Here is a 15,611-nt window from a genome sequence, read left to right on the forward strand (position 1 = left end):
AGTCCCGACAATGACACCTATGGCTATATTGACACTCAAGGACGCTACCGCGTTAAATTTAACTTTGACCTAAAAACATGGAAAAATGGCGAAGAAAGCCTTTGGATACGTTTAGCCAAACCGTATGCAGGCAGCACCTATGGCTTTCACTTTCCCTTAATTGACGGCACCGAAGTGGCCATCGCCTTTATGAACGGCAATCCCGACCGGCCCTATATTGCCCATGCCATGCACGACAGTGCCCACCCTGACCCTATCACCACCATCAACAAACACCGCAACATCATTCGCACCCCGGCTAATAACAAACTGTGCATGGATGACAAACGCGGACAAGAGCACATCAAACTGGCTACTGAATACGGCAAAACGCAACTTAATATTGGTCACCTAGTTAACGAAAAAAAACAACCCCGCGGTGAAGGTTTTGAACTACGCACCGATGACTGGGGGGCGATTGCTGCCAATAGAGGCTTATACTTAACCACCCAGCCCAAAGCGCAAGGCAAACAGCTTGGCAATTACCCAACTTGAAAATGCCCTCTCCATTGCCAAAGCGCTACAAAATGCCGCTACCCAGTCCGAAGCGCACCGCGCTGACACCGACAGCCAAGAACAGCTCAAGGCCAACTTAACGCAGCTAACCCAAAGTGGCTTACTGGCCTATGCGCAAGAAGGCATCGCCCTAACTAGCCCTGAAAATATCCAACTATCGACAGCTAACAGCCTCACCTTAACCAGTGAAAACCAAACCGACATCAACGGCTTAAAAAACGTCACCCTCTCATCGGGTGAGGCGGTGGGGGTATTCGCGCAAAAATCGGGGATGAAACTCTTTGCCAACCAAGGCGATATCGAGCTGCAAGCCCAAAACGCCAATCTGAATATGGCTGCTAAGCAAGATGTTAAAGTTGATAGCGTGGATGGCAAGGTGACCATTACCGCCAAAGACAACCTCACCCTTATTTGCGGTGGCTCTTATATCAAAATCAGCAGTGAAGGCATTGAACTGGGCACACAGGATAATGTTTATTTTAAGTGTAATGTGATGCAGAAGATGGGGCCAGCGAGTATAGATGATAATAAACTTAAATTCTCAAAAAGTGATGTTGATGTCGCGCTTAGGCGATTAATAGGGAGTGACCATATTAATTTTTCAGGTTAAGGAACTAAAAAATGACATTATCAGCGGTAAAAAAATGGAAATATCCTGTTATTATCAATGAAAAAAGAAAATTAAGCGCAAGTGTTTATTATGAAGCATTAATGTCAGCATCAACAGGGTTTTATCCTGTCAGTGTAAACAAGCTTATACACAGTGGTGTTCATTTTGATTCAAATGTGCTTAAAAAGTTGGGGAATGAAAAAGAGCGTAGAGTGCATTGTATTGCTGATGGCGAGGTTATCGCCTATCGCGTTAATGACCGTTATCAAAAAATAGATAAAGGTGATGAAGTTGTTTTTTTCTCAACTGGTTTTGTTCTGGTTAGGCACTTACTTGAAATGGAGCGTGTAGAAGAAGAAACGCCTGCCTCAGAAAGTGATACAACCGCGGGTAACACCAACACAGAAGGGACAACGGCAGATACTAATCAGGCGCAATCACCGAGTACAAGTAATAGTACCGATACGACAACACCTACCCCCCCTACAACCCCTCAGACAAATACAGAGACAGCGACCGACACATCTACTTCATCTGGAGCGGCAACAACGTCAGAGACTACGCCCAACACGACTGAGCCAGCCAAAGAAAAACAGCCAGGACACCGTCTTTATTTTTATAGTTTGTATATGCATTTAGCGGATACAAACTATTACGATAAAAATCCTAACGAGCCAACACCCGCATTTTGGGAGCAGGATATTTATCGTGTGATTAAACGCGATAAATTAGACAACGTAATAGGATTACGTATTCGAACAGGTGCTAATGAAAAGATACTTGCGGTATTACAAGAGGGTACAAAAGTTAATTTAAATCTTGATTTGCATGATAAAGAATGTAAATGGTACGCGGTTTCGAGTTTTGTCGAAGGATATTCCTCAATTCCTAAATTAGACCTTCGCAAATCTAATAAAACAGAAGCAGGCGTCGATATTTTAGGTTGGGTGTATACAGGAAAAGCAGTAACAGAATCCGTATTTGAAATCAAAGGTAGTGATAGCAATCTAGTGCTTTCTAAAGGTTTAAAAATATGGAATGACTTTAAGGATAAAAACGATAAAAAACTTTACTCAATGCTACCAGAGGGAACGCAAATTAAAGTATCGAATGTCGGTAAGGACGGTTATGCTGAGTTAATTGAAGTGGTTAGAGATGGCAAACCCACACTACCGTTACCGACAGAAAAGAAAAAAGTTTTGTATAAGCACCTTGAAAAGATTGTCAGAGGAAAAAAATACAACGAAGTGGTGGTATTAGATAAGCCCTATCCGATTAAAGCGGGTGATTTAGTGGGGCATATAGGTCATAACCAAAATAAAGGTATTACTAAAAAAACCGATAAAGATGGTAAGTATATTGATATAGACACTTTGCCAGAAGGGTCAAAAGATAAAGAATTCTGCCCTCATTTACATGTTGAATGTTTCACCTGTGAAGACTTGGCAAGTTATATTACTCAAACACAAGCGGAAGCGAGTAAAACCCCAGAGGAAGATAAAGCCTTTTTGGGTATAGCTAAACAGGTCAAACTACTGGAAAAAGAAACTGCAGCAGATACAACAGTGGGAAAACCTTATGCAAAGACCAAAATAAAGATACTAAGTCAAGATGTCAAGGTTGCTTGGTTGCAGATTGAAATTTATTCATCAGAAACAGAAAAAAAGACATTATGGATAAAAAATGAAGCGGCTATTGCCAAAGTAGCCAAACCGGATGGTGAGTTATCTTTAGCACAGAGCACAGCGGCGTGGACTAAGCACCCTTTACAAGCAAGCAATATAGCAAGTAGCACACTGATTGTGGGCATAGCGTTATTGGTCGAGATGAATGATGCAAAGTTATCGCTAAGAGACAATCGAGCAATAGATGCACAAGGTAACTTGTGGTTAAAAATTGATGTACTTGATGATAAAAACCGACCGAATAAAGGTTGGGTGTTAGTGAATGGCGAAGGCGCTAAAAGGGTATGTTGTTGGGATTGGTTTGATTTTACACAAATAAAAGAGACGGGCACATTAAAAGACATCTACCTTGATGCAGACAAATCCTTAAAACGCAATAAAGACAATCACTCATTATCAGGATATAAACCAACAATAAAAGAAACATTATCCATTCTTGATAAACAATACCTTGTTGAAACAAATACCTATGCAAGTATAAAAGAAGCGTGTTTTCAAGGTATTGTAAATAAACCGATATTGTACTCGGCATTAAGCCGCTTACTAGTCAATTACAAAAGTGAATGGTACAGTAAAGTTGATGCTGAAGGCAAACTGCCGAAATGGGAAGCGTTAAACAGCGAGATGACAGAAAATGCTAAAAATATATTAGCGTATTTACAAACGGGTGATGAAGCAAAATTCGAGGCATATTTAAGTAGTGTAGGTAAAGCAAAGGACTCGCCTGAAGCGAAAGGGTTTGAAACACTAAGACGAGAAATAAGCCGTTTTCCTGCAGATTATAAAGAATCACCCTCGAAAAAGCTGACTAAAGAACAGTTTGAATCTTATGCCAAAATGGAAGCATTAGAAAAACAAGTAACAGCTTGGGAAAAGACCAAAGAGAAGATAAAAAAGATGTTATGGTGGGATGATGTGGCTAAAGGCTTATCGAAGTTAAACCAACAAAACGACACGCCCCCAAAAAATGGCGAGGCAACGGATACCACAACTACCACCCCAGCAGAAACCACCCCACCAGCCACGCTTAGTGCTGATGGCAAGGCGTGGTTTATTCATCCGGTGGCGATGATGGATTATTTCACTAGAGTAGGAATTGTTACTTATCATATTTATCATGACGGAAAAATTGAAAGGCATATACCAGTAGAGACATTAAAAGGTTATGAAAAAAATATAAATATGTCTATCATGATAAAAATAGTCATGTACATCAATTAGGAATATATGATTATGTTGAAGTAACAAATATTTTTTACCCTCACCAAAGATATGGTCTTACAAAATTCATTCATCTTATTGATTTAAGAGAAGTTCGTCAAAAATATTCACAACATGGTCTGAAGTACTGTTTTAATGTAGATAGTAGTCAAAAACGATTTTTCATGAATCGTGATACTTTAGCAAGTTTTTTTGGCGCAATGCTAGAAGTTAATTTTGTTGATATTAGTTGCAATGGGTTTAGTACTATCACTGGTGGTTCAGGGATCAGTAAGAGCCATTATAATGGTTATCATGGTGATTTTAAATATTTAAGAATTGATGAAGTTTTGGCAAAAGGAGATGGGACAAGCCTTCATATTGATCTACATCCTGAATTATTTGATGTTGAACGTCAAAATCAGTAGAATGATGCTTTGTATAAATTTGGTTGGACAGATATGCTTGGTTGGAGTTATACCTTAAACAAAATTAAAAAATTTCCTAACCATATAACAAAAGAGACTGCACACCATAATCATCATTTGCATGTACAGTTTTATGATATGGATAAAATTAAGGAGCGTAAAAAATGAAGAACCTAATCTATCCTGTAGTTATATATTTTATCATACTGTGTCATATTAATCTTGCAATGGGTAATAATGTACAAAATGATCTACATTATTATCAAAAAATAAGTTTGCCTTATTCATCGAATGACGTAACAAAATATTATTATTGGGAGGATAAAACTGAAGAATTGCGTATATCTCCAAATCAAAAAGTATCAGTTAGGTTTTCTGATAAAGAATGCCGCATTTTGCGAAAATTAGCAAAATTTGGTAGAAGTGATTCCTATTATCCTGCTATTTATTTTAGTTACAAAAATATTTTATATAAAGGTATATTTTTTATAAATTATACTGATAATGATATGCCAGTATTTGTTTTTCAACTAAATAGTTATGATCATCATGGAAACATTATTGACGTAATCGTTCTAGATGAACGAGTAAATGTAGAAGGTGAAGTGTTATACTTTAATGATTTTACAATTCAACAAAATGGGACGATTTTAATTAGTAAAAATGAGCAATATTTACTTGATTATGATTTAATTGATAATAACGGTAAAGGTTTTAGAAAGGGTGAAGCAAAATCTAAAAGATTTACATATCAAATGAGTACTTCAGGCATTTTTAAAAAGATAAACGAAACAAATTATAAACAATATAAGTGGAATTGATTGATAAACAATAATCTGCTTATAAAATTTAACTCCCTCCTAATATACAGCCAAAAAGAAGAAAGTTCTCTATGATAAAAGTAAAAGAGTATTTGGATACTAAAAAATGATAGAACTGGACTATTTCTAATATTTTGGCGAAGATCCGTGCGTGGAATGATGAAAAAATAACGAAGGAATGGGATGGCTCAACATCGCAACAATTGAAATCAATTAGAAATTTAGTTATTTTTTTACAAAAGGAGTTTAATTTAAATGATAAAGACTTGTATCAACATCAATGCATTGCTTATAAAACAAGTGGAGAAGGTAAAAATCTTTATCCTCCTGCTGACAATTGGAACATTGATCCCAGCTGTTACTAATGCCAATAATCGTGATGTAATTAAAGTATTGTCGATAAAAAAGGTATTAGAAGTAGATAATAGTGACTATCTTAAAGATTTATGTAATAAATGGAAATTAGATAAAAAAGAGATAATACATTTTTTCGCTACTGCTGAAAAAGATATCAATTCAGCTCAAATAAATTCGTTTGATATCTATCTGTGTGAAATAAAAGGTGAATTATTAATTAATGGAATAAATAAAAAATATAGTATTAATTTGGGTGGTCTAGGATTTTTTTATGGAAAAAACATCAAACAAATAGTATTTGGTTGTTCTAAAGGTGAGTGTCTGAGATATGTTCATTATGAACCAGATATGTAATAGTAATGAGTAGACATATTAATATTGTATGGTTAAGGATTGGAATTTATTTATCATAAACCGATATTGTACTCGGCATTAAGCCGCTTATTAGTCAATTACGAAAGCGAATGGTATAGTGAAATTGATGCTGAAGGCAAACTGCCGAAATGGGAAGCGTTAAACAGCGAAATGACGGAAAATGCTAAAAATCTATTAGCGTATTTACAAACGGGTGACGAAGCAAAATTCGATGCATATTTAAGCCGTGTAGGTAAAGCAAAGGACTCGCCTGAAGCGAAAGGGTTTGAAACACTAAGACGAGAAATAAGCCGTTTTCCTGCTGATTATAAAGAATCACCATCGGAAAAGTTGACTAAAGCGCAGTTTGAATCTTATGCCAAAATGGAAGCATTAGAAAAACAAGTAACAGCTTGGGAAAAGACCAAAGAGAAGATAAAAAAGATGTTATGGTGGGAAGATGTTGCTAAAGGCTTATCGAAGTTAAACCAACAAAATGACACGCCCCCCAAAAATGGCGAGGCAACCAGTGCCACAACCGCTCCAACCACCGAAGCAGACACCACCCCCACCGGCCACATTTAGCGCTGATGGCAAGGCGTGGCTTATTCATCCGGTGGCATTATTTAATTTCAAACCGAAATTTTGTATAACAGTTGATATGTTAAAGCAGATTTTCACTTCTGTATCAAATAATCGGCGAGATTTATTACAATTCATAGTAAATGATATTAACGTTCATATGAACAAATATAAACTTGATACACCTCTTAGATTAAGTCATTTTTTTGCTCAAATTAGACAAGAAGTTGGTTTATCACTACAAACTGAAGAAAATTTTACTTATAGTGTTAGTGGATTAAAAACAACATATAAATATTTTAAAAATAATCCTGAAGAAGCAATAAAGCATGGTTATCCAGATGGATCTCCAAAAAATTTAAGAACTGTATCTGAGGAGAGCCAAAAATTTGTTGCAAATAAAGCCATGGGAGATAGATTAGGAAATCTTGGCTCAGATACTGATGATGGTTGGAATTTTAGAGGAAGAGGATTAAAACAGTTAACGGGTAGGGATAATTATGTAGATTTTGCAAATGGATATCAGGAAATTTGGGGTGGGGAGTACATTAATTTTGTTTATAATCCAGATTTATTACATACAAATTATAAATATATAGTTCATTCTGGTGTCTATTTTTGGCTTAAATATAAATTATACAATGTTGCAGATCAAGGTTCTGATGAGTCAACAGTAAATCTGATAACTGGAAAAATCAATCAGCATACTAAAAGTTATAAAGATAGGTATAATCATTTCAAGGAAATCTATGATGATAAAAAAATCTTTCAAAATATTTAAAACTTTTAATTTTATAATATTTATTGTGCTAAGCAGCTTTCCTCTTGTTTGCTATGCAAAAAAAGAACCGTTATCATTAAAAATATTACCAACTTTCTCTCCTTTTACCCAGCAATACGAAGAAGATGATGAAGATGATAACGGAGAATATTCTCATGCCTATTCGATTGATTTTTATAATGCAATTAGTACTGTCCATCCTCCAGTATTAGTAAATTACGATGGATTGAAATCAATATTGTTATTTGTTCCTGCAAATCCCAAAGATCCTAATAAGGAAAACCATCATCTTGTTTATAATTTTAATTTAGGTAATTTTAAACTAAATGAAGTTGGAACTATTTTCACCCACGAGATATTATCAATTTTTAGTTATAATCCTAATGAAGAAATGCCCATGATTTTTGTTCTTCAAAAAAATAAATCGGGGAAGGAAACTTTATATTCGAATGTTCGATTTTCAGTTTTAAAAGAAGAAGGAGGATTGTATATCCAATCATTCAAGACAGATAGAATAAGTATTGCTGGTTTAGATAACTGTATTGATGGTGGTATTGATTATTTGGGTAACACACAAATATGTAAGTATAAAGATGCTTCATCGATAAGGGAGTTTTTTGATAATATGATAAAAAAATAAAAGATTTTAATTCTATTTCTTTTGAATGAGGAGTTACAATGAAGTTCAAAACAATGTTGTTTATATTATTAAGCTCAATTTTTACAGGGCAAAATGCCTATGCCAATTCTGATGAGGATTTAGATACTATTCCAGAAGAATATCGATTTCCCAAATATAATAACATCGCTCATCCACCAATTGATGTTGAATATAAAGGTAAGAAAGGTACTGCTCTATTTCTTAGCAATACTTTTGATGATGGAAGACGTAATTTAGAGGTTTATTTTTTAACTAATAATAACAAAGAATTATATAAGGCATTTGAAATTTACCCATATCAATATGATGAATTATTAAGTATCTTTGAATATGAATATATAGAGAATAAAACCAAAAGCAAATCAATCCTAATTCTAACAAAAGAAGTTTTTAAATCGAGCATACACTATCGTTATTTTGAATTACCAGTATTAATTGATAATGATGGTGTGTTAAGAGCATTATATTTTATAGGAGATGATGCTCTTGTAGCAAAAATTGGATGTATAGATAATTTTAAAACAAAAAAACGCTGCGAATTTTCAACGAAAGAGGGATTAATAAAATATCTTAATAAAGAAAGAAAACAATAATGAAATCGAATTAGCCACAGACACCGAGGCATGGAGTGAACACCCATTACAAGACAGCCAGTTAACTAGTAGCAAACTGATTATTGACACACCGCTCTTACTTAATATGAATGATAATCATTTTAAAGCAAGAGCCAATCGAGCGGTGGATGAGCAAGATACCTTATGGGTATACATAGAAAAAGCCCTTGACGATAAAAATAACACTATCTCGCCTGGTTGGCTATCAACCGAAAGCGAAGGTGTGAAAAAAGTGAGTTGCTGGGATTGGTTTGATTTTAAGCAAGTTAAAGAAAATGCCAGCCTGAAAGACATTTATCTGAGTGCTAAAAAAACCTTAAGCAGAAATAAGGATAATGCATCACTTGAACAATACACGCCAACAATAAAAGAAACATTAACAATATTAGACAAACAATACAGTGCTAACTCACCAAAATATGCGATGATAACAACGGACAGTTTTAAAGGGCTTATTGCTAAGCCGGTATTAGCCACGGCACTTAGTCGCATGTTAATCCATTATGAAAGTGAATGGTATGGCAAGCTTGATTCAGAAGGCAAATTGCCAAAATGGGAAGCGTTAAATAGTGAAATGACAGAAAATGCCAACAATGTACTGAATTATTTAACTAAAGGAAATGAAGCAAAACTTGATGCTTATATCAACAAGGTAGAAACAAGCAAACAACAGTCAGAAAAAAAGGCTTTGAAGCCCTAAGAAGAAAAATTGAAAAGTTCCCAGAAGACTATAAAAGCAACCCACAGCAAAAGCTGAACCAAGAACAACTTGAAATTTATACACAAATACAAAAGCTAGAACAAAAAGTCATGGCTTGGGAAAAGAACAAAGAGAAGATAAAAAAGATGTTGTGGTGGGATGATGTTGCTAAAGGCTTAGCTAAGTTGAATCAACCCAAAGACACCCCCCAGAAAATGGCGAGACAACCAATACCACAACACCCCCCCCAACAGACTCAGCCCCACTAGCCACGCTTAGTGCTGATGGTAGGGCGTGGTTTATTCATCCTGTTCAAATTATGAGTATTGTTAATAAAAAATATCAAATAACTACAGACTTTCTTGAAAAAGTGATGAATAAAACTGGGAAGTGGTTTAATGGAAAAGGTGGAGGAAAAACCTTTGAAGAAAACTTTATTCTAAATTATCCAAATATTTATCAGATTGATAAAACTCTTTTTGTATCGCTATTAAATAGCTCATTGAAAAAATTTAATATTACAACTCCATATCAAAAAGCTCATTTTTTAGCACAATGTTTTCATGAATCAGCAGGATTTGAATCAACATTGGAATTTTCCTCAGGAATTAACTATGAGCCAGATGTCCATAAAGATGCTATTAAGAATGGAAATACAAAAAAAGGGGATGGATCTAAATACAAGGGTAGAGGTTTGATACAACTTACTTGGAAGAATAATTATATTAAATTTTCCAAGTACGAAGGTGTTGATTTTGTAGCAAATTCAGATTTAATAGCACAAAATATGAAATACTCAATTGATGTATCTTGTTGGTTCTGGAGTTTTAATGGAGGTATATATAAAAAATATAATGCTAATGGAGATATTAATATACTTATTGATAATGAAAAAGATAATGTGACATTGGTAACGAAGGCTGTAAATGGAGGTAGAAGCGGTTTGGAGCATAGAATTAGTATTTTTAATAAAATAAAAGAAGAATGGGAATTAGAGTAATGATTAAAAACATGAAATTATTAAAAATATCAATGTTATTTTTTTATTTCCTAACGACACATTCATATCGAAGTATAGAATTTAATAAAATAAAACAATCAATTTATCATTGTTTTGATAATAGTTCTGATTGTCAACATATTAAAGTACCCATTGAGTTGAATGATGAAATTGATGAGTCAATCTTATCAATTGACAAATTTTTTGGTCAAAATTATTTATTGATGACATTAAAATATAATTCTACACCAAATAAGTGTTATTCGCTTTATGAAATAAAAAATCATATTATTCAAGCTAAAGGGAAACAAATTTTAAGCGATGGTTCTCAGTTATGTGATTATAAGAAAACCAATGATCAATTAATTAATCGTTTTCTTGATGGAGGAAAGTGGTATGAAAAACTTTATAAAGAAAAGGAGAAATATTGGATCGGCTACACTAATTCATACAACTTTTTTAAGGGGTAAGGTAAACTTATCACAACTAAAAAAGGAATAAATATGAATAAGATTAAACGCTGGAATGGCAACACATTTATATGACATATTTTTAGGTGCATTTTAAAAAATTTGAAGGAAGTATGACGTGCCAACTCAAGATTGTTTAAGTGATATTAAAATTTCCAAACAAGCGCTTATTTTTATCCTTGGATTACTTTCTATGTTGATGCCTTTATCCATAGATATGTATTTACCCAGTATGCCAACAATTGCACACGATTTTAATGTAACCGATGGCACGGTACAGCTAACAATTAGTTGCTATTTGTTAGGATTTTCTGTTGGACAACTTTTATTTGGACCACTCACAGATAGTTATGGGCGTCGTAATGTTCTCATTTTTGGGCTAATTATTTTTATAGTTGCAGCGTTAAGCTGTGGTATTGCCAACAATATTAATCAATTAATTATAGCTCGTTTTTTCCATGGCATTGCGGCAGCGGCTACAGCAATAGTCATTAATGCGTTAATGAAAGATATTTATCGTGATCGTGACGAATTTTCTAAAATGATGTCGTTTGTCATGCTGATATCCAACGTAGCACCATTACTCGCACCAATTATTGGTGGATTTATTTTATATTGGTTTAATTGGCAAGCCAATTTCTACACTATCAGCCTAATTGCTTTGACTTGCTTTGGTCTAGTGATCGCATTTATTCCTGAAACACTTACAAAAACAAAACGCGATAAATTTAGTTTAATTCGTATTTTAAGTAATTTTATTACACTGTTCAGGCATCGCCAAGTATTAATTTATATGATGTTAGGTGCATTTTCTGGAGCTGGATTATTTTCATTTTTAAGCTTAGGACCTTTTGTATATATGAATCTACACGGTGTTGCATCAACTAATTTGGGTTACTACTTTGCATTCAATATAATAGTTATGGTGTTTATGAATACATTAAATAGCCGTCTTGTTAAACATGTAGGCTCGATTAAAATGATGCAGCTCGGTCTTTTGATCCAATTTGTTATGGCAATAGGTCTTACTATCGTAACATTATTTAATCTCGGATTTGCCTATCTTGTTATTTGCGTTGCAGGATATATTGGTTGTATGTCAACCATTGGTGGAAATAGTGTGGCAATCGTTTTAGACTTTTATCCCTATATTGCAGGTACAGCCTCATCTCTTGCCGGTACAATTCGTTTTGCAATCGCTGGAGCAATAGGCATATTATTATCATTATTGGTATCAACGCCAACTGCGCAATCCATAACGGTCAATAATACAACAGAGTCGCTAATGGTTGGCTCTATGGTGTTATGTAATTTTATTTCTGTGAGCTTATTTTTGAGCATCAAAAATAATAAAAGGTAACAATTATGATCTATCAACTAGGTGATTTACATCCACAAATTCATCAAAATTGTTTTATCGCAAAATCTGCTGATATCATTGGTGATGTCGTTTTACAAGAGGGTGTTTACAACTCCAAGATAACCATGCTTCTTCTAATGAATTATAAGCATAAGATCCTTTCGGATTATTTATCATTTTTACTACAGTTGAATTCTTAAATCCTCCAATGCCAATAGTAGTTCCTTTAGTATAAAATTTTGGTGTTGGTTGGTGCCTTTTTTTGAAGCTTGTGAGTGTTTTCTTGCAAGATTTATTGTTGTTTTTTTGCAATCATTTCAGATGCTAGTTGACAACCATCAGTTAGATTATTTTTACATGCACGTTCAAACCATAATAGTGCGGTTTTATAATTTGATTGCGCTTTTTCAATGATCCCTAAATTAAGTTGCGCAAAAGGGTTATTTGCTTCGGCAGCTTTTTTATACCAATCAATTCCTTTTTTATAATCTGGATCAATTTCACTACTTGTTAAATATAAATTACCCAACTCAACTTGAGCAGCTGTATAACCTTGTTTAGCCGCTTTTGTTAACCAATATAATGCCTTTGAATTATCCAGTTTAACTCCCAAAAATCCAAATCTGTAATTAACCCCTAAAGAGTATTGAGATTGTACATGATTTTGTTTGGCTGCTTTTTCTAACCAGATAATGGCTTGTTCATTATTATCCTTTTCTTCATAAAGAATAGCTAAAGCAAACTGAGCTTGTGCATATCCTTGTTGCGCGGATTGTTGATACCAATAAAAAACTTTGTCATCATATTTTTCATCAACACTCTGAGATAAAAGTAGATTAGCTAAAGAATATTGGGCAATTTTATCGCCATTTTCCGCTTGTATAATTAAATTATTTTTGTTAGCATTAGCGGTTAAAATATTTGAGTTGCACAGTATAAAAGATAACATTATTATGAGTGCGAGTTTCTTACTTAGGTATTTCATCAATTTCCACTTCCTCTGTTTCATATAAATCGCTATAATTAAAAGTTTTTTTTGTTAAAACCTTACCATTTTTATCATAGGTTATAATAATTTTATAATCTTTACCAAACTCATCAGGATGATAATACCTAGTACGAACAAGCATACCCAATAAATCATATTCATACCAATTACCCACAAAAATACCAGTCGCATTATAATGTCCTTGACAACCTTTTTCTTTTACTTGACCATTTGGATAATAATCAATAAGAAATGAATAACAAAAGGGAGTATTTGAAGTGCTCGATATTATTGATGATATAGCGTAAGGATCAAAATTTTCTTTTACAGAGTTAGCAAAAGAATGAAAAGCAATAAACAAAGAAATGAGCGGTAAAATAATTATTTTTTTCATTATGCAACCTTTTAATAAAATTTTTTAATATTTTTTAGTAACCCTTCATATAATTGTCGAGCAATTAGATCAATATTTGAAAATAAGGCTTTTGCATCTTTCGGTGATGTAATAAATCCTAACTCAACGAGAACTTTACGTTTAGTTTTATTTGAAGCTCTTAAAACCTGAAGGTTTCTTACAATATTTGTAATCATCACCCTTCACCGTAACTCCAAGGATTAAAAGCATACCCTCTAATCCATTTTATTATTTCTCCGTGCTTTTTACTACTATAGCTTACCTTAAACCAGACATTAGAATATTGGTCTTTATCCCAAATGACATCCAGAATTTTGACAAAATCGTTTTGTACTAAATACATACTTGTTGGCTCATTTTCATTGGGGTTACTATAAAGATTGATTCTTTCTTGTTGAATATAAGACGTGATATTGGGTTTTAGAGTAGATTTATTTAGTAGTTCTAATAAGCGCTGTTTATCATAAAAAGTAGTATTCCCTTTTGCATCAATAATATCTAAACCAATAAAACCCTCTGAACTGGTTTTACCCACCATTCGCTGGTAAATTTCTGATTCTTTAAAATGGTATTCTTTTTCCTTATTCACCATAACAACTGTAAATTTATTTGAAGAATAATCATCAAGTGATGAATAACGTCGATAAAAACTGATATCATCTATTTTACCAATAAAAGCATCAAATTTTTTATGAGATAAATATTCGTTACTTTCTGGAAAGTATATATTATTGTAGATACTGTATAAGTAAAACTCAGGAAATAAATCTTCAAACCCTTCTTTACCAAATCCATCTTCGATAATTTTTTTATCGCCACAATAAGAATATTTGGCTTCCATAAAATTTTTTAATCTTTGGTTGATATATACACATTGAACCATTAACTCATTATTTTTAATCATAATAGGTATATTGGCTTCAGTAGTTTCGGCAGCCGGCATAATGTAATTAAATGCAGACTTATTATTCCATGAATCCAATCTAATATTCAGCATGCCCCATATTCCAATTACATTTTTATATGATTTATTGAAATTTTTTGCATGTACTTCTAGTATTCCTGACTCCGAAAAAAAATCATCTTCATCACTATTTTTATTTTCACAAAAGTAAGATATAAACTTATAAGACTTAGAGTTAATATTAAATTTTTGATTTGTGATGCTTTTTTTAGTTAAGCAAGATTCTTCTGCTGAACAAACTGCACTGATTATCATCACTAATATCAATAATATTATTTTTCTCATTCTAAAATTCCTCAGTTAAATTTGACGTCTCTCGAAGGATTGATTCAAATAGCCTCGCAAAAAAGGCTATATTATCAGCACTATCACTTTCATTTATTACTGCTCTTGCTGCTTTGTAATCAATATGACTTTTATAGATATACCCTGGCAATTTACCACCAGTAAAAATCCCTTTCATCATTCCCCAAATCATGATTGGTACAGCATAATCAAGTTCAGCTGCTTTATCGGGTTGATCAACAAAATCAATACCAAAATAGTCACTCGCTTTTTTATAATTATTTTTCCACGTTAAATGAACTAAGCCTCTTCCTCAATATTTATAACCATCCCCCTCTTCTATATTTCCATTATCTGTGGAATGGCAACACATTTTCAAACAAAAAAATTAAGGGGTAAGTGTTTTTTAAATTCAACGGGAGGCAAGTAGCCTAACGAAGAATGTAATCATTTATGATTATACCAATAAGCATAAGCCGAAAAAGCGCGTTGTAACTCAGCCGTTGAGTTAAAACGTTGGCCTTTTACAAATTCCGTTTTAATTGTTTTAAATGTCGCTTCCGCTACCGCATTATCATAAGGACATCCTTTCTTGCTTAATGAATGCGTGATATTAAATGTCTTAAAACAATCCGCTAATAACCGATTATCAAACTCTTTACCTCGGTCTGAATGAAATAAATCTAATTTCGATAATGGCAGTTTAATTTGGCTTAATGCCGACATAACAAGCTCTGCTGTTTTATGTTGACCAACATGGTAACCGACAATCTGCCTATCG

At 33.5% G+C, this 15,611-nt stretch carries 20 protein-coding genes; 14 read left to right on the top strand and 6 right to left on the bottom strand.

The genetic code is table 11. The annotated features are described in order from the left end of the window. The 14 genes from vgrG to A9G35_RS08365 all read left to right on the top strand — a co-directional run. On the top strand, positions 1-534 hold a 534-nt coding region (gene vgrG, locus A9G35_RS08300; protein WP_141673835.1), incomplete at its 5' end, for a type VI secretion system tip protein VgrG. Further along, positions 515-1,165 (top strand): DUF2345 domain-containing protein, encoded by a 651-nt coding sequence (locus A9G35_RS08305; RefSeq protein ID WP_065636464.1) that lies wholly within the window; start codon positions 515-517, stop codon positions 1,163-1,165. The genes vgrG and A9G35_RS08305, both read left to right, overlap by 20 nt. An 11-nt stretch (positions 1,166-1,176) precedes the next feature. After that, on the top strand, positions 1,177-4,071 hold the full coding sequence (locus A9G35_RS08310) for a hypothetical protein (RefSeq protein ID WP_065636465.1): 2,895 nt from the start codon (positions 1,177-1,179) through the stop codon (positions 4,069-4,071). Positions 4,072-4,235: 164 nt separating this feature from the next. After that, complete coding sequence (locus A9G35_RS08315; RefSeq protein WP_065636466.1) at positions 4,236-4,478, top strand: hypothetical protein; 243 nt, start codon at positions 4,236-4,238, stop codon at positions 4,476-4,478. A gap of 164 nt (positions 4,479-4,642) precedes the next feature. After that, a complete protein-coding gene (locus A9G35_RS08320; protein ID WP_065579622.1) occupies positions 4,643-5,299 on the top strand; it encodes a hypothetical protein in 657 nt (218 codons plus the stop codon). 255 nt (positions 5,300-5,554) lie between these two features. Beyond that, positions 5,555-6,010: a hypothetical protein gene (locus tag A9G35_RS08325; protein ID WP_065636467.1), complete on the top strand. Its 456-nt coding sequence runs from the start codon at positions 5,555-5,557 to the stop codon at positions 6,008-6,010. A 39-nt stretch (positions 6,011-6,049) separates the two neighbouring features. Continuing rightward, on the top strand, positions 6,050-6,595 hold the full coding sequence (locus tag A9G35_RS08330) for a hypothetical protein (RefSeq protein WP_141673836.1): 546 nt from the start codon (positions 6,050-6,052) through the stop codon (positions 6,593-6,595). A 31-nt stretch (positions 6,596-6,626) separates the two neighbouring features. After that, positions 6,627-7,373, top strand: coding sequence for a glycoside hydrolase family 19 protein (locus tag A9G35_RS08335; protein WP_065636469.1), 747 nt, complete (start codon positions 6,627-6,629; stop codon positions 7,371-7,373). Further along, on the top strand, positions 7,342-8,013 hold the full coding sequence (locus A9G35_RS08340; protein WP_141673838.1) for a hypothetical protein: 672 nt from the start codon (positions 7,342-7,344) through the stop codon (positions 8,011-8,013). The genes A9G35_RS08335 and A9G35_RS08340 overlap by 32 nt, the downstream gene beginning before the upstream one ends. Before the next feature lie 38 nt (positions 8,014-8,051). Beyond that, positions 8,052-8,627, top strand: coding sequence for a hypothetical protein (locus A9G35_RS08345; protein ID WP_065636471.1), 576 nt, complete (start codon positions 8,052-8,054; stop codon positions 8,625-8,627). Between the two features lie 106 nt (positions 8,628-8,733). After that, positions 8,734-9,348, top strand: a complete 615-nt coding sequence (locus A9G35_RS08350) for a hypothetical protein (RefSeq protein ID WP_065636472.1) — start codon at positions 8,734-8,736, stop codon at positions 9,346-9,348. Between the two features lie 319 nt (positions 9,349-9,667). Continuing rightward, positions 9,668-10,348, top strand: coding sequence for a glycoside hydrolase family 19 protein (locus A9G35_RS12945; RefSeq protein WP_081300171.1), 681 nt, complete (start codon positions 9,668-9,670; stop codon positions 10,346-10,348). Between the two features lie 11 nt (positions 10,349-10,359). Next, a complete protein-coding gene (locus tag A9G35_RS08360; RefSeq protein ID WP_176701410.1) occupies positions 10,360-10,818 on the top strand; it encodes a hypothetical protein in 459 nt (152 codons plus the stop codon). 118 nt (positions 10,819-10,936) lie between these two features. After that, positions 10,937-12,178: a Bcr/CflA family multidrug efflux MFS transporter gene (locus tag A9G35_RS08365; RefSeq protein ID WP_065636474.1), complete on the top strand. Its 1,242-nt coding sequence runs from the start codon at positions 10,937-10,939 to the stop codon at positions 12,176-12,178. Positions 12,179-12,470: 292 nt separating this feature from the next. Here A9G35_RS08365 and A9G35_RS08375 read toward each other — a convergent pair whose 3' ends face one another. The 6 genes from A9G35_RS08375 to A9G35_RS08400 all read right to left on the bottom strand — a co-directional run. Continuing rightward, positions 12,471-13,163 carry a tetratricopeptide repeat protein gene (locus A9G35_RS08375; protein WP_065636476.1) on the bottom strand — a complete coding sequence of 231 codons (693 nt, stop codon included), beginning with the start codon at positions 13,161-13,163 and terminating at the stop codon, positions 12,471-12,473. Continuing rightward, positions 13,147-13,560 (bottom strand): hypothetical protein, encoded by a 414-nt coding sequence (locus tag A9G35_RS08380; protein WP_065636477.1) that lies wholly within the window; start codon positions 13,558-13,560, stop codon positions 13,147-13,149. The genes A9G35_RS08375 and A9G35_RS08380 overlap by 17 nt, the downstream gene beginning before the upstream one ends. Before the next feature lie 11 nt (positions 13,561-13,571). After that, positions 13,572-13,757 (bottom strand): N-acetylmuramoyl-L-alanine amidase, encoded by a 186-nt coding sequence (locus A9G35_RS08385; protein ID WP_065636478.1) that lies wholly within the window; start codon positions 13,755-13,757, stop codon positions 13,572-13,574. Then, complete coding sequence (locus tag A9G35_RS08390; protein WP_065636479.1) at positions 13,757-14,830, bottom strand: hypothetical protein; 1,074 nt, start codon at positions 14,828-14,830, stop codon at positions 13,757-13,759. The genes A9G35_RS08385 and A9G35_RS08390 overlap by 1 nt, the downstream gene beginning before the upstream one ends. Position 14,831: 1 nt before the next feature. Beyond that, complete coding sequence (locus A9G35_RS08395) at positions 14,832-15,011, bottom strand: hypothetical protein (RefSeq protein ID WP_141673839.1); 180 nt, start codon at positions 15,009-15,011, stop codon at positions 14,832-14,834. Positions 15,012-15,277: 266 nt separating this feature from the next. Further along, positions 15,278-15,611, bottom strand: a 334-nt coding sequence (locus A9G35_RS08400; RefSeq protein WP_141673840.1) for an integrase core domain-containing protein, incomplete at its 5' end; no start/stop codon positions are given.

This window comes from Gilliamella sp. Choc5-1 (assembly GCF_001690595.1).
Classification (GTDB): domain Bacteria; phylum Pseudomonadota; class Gammaproteobacteria; order Enterobacterales; family Orbaceae; genus Gilliamella; species Gilliamella apicola_M.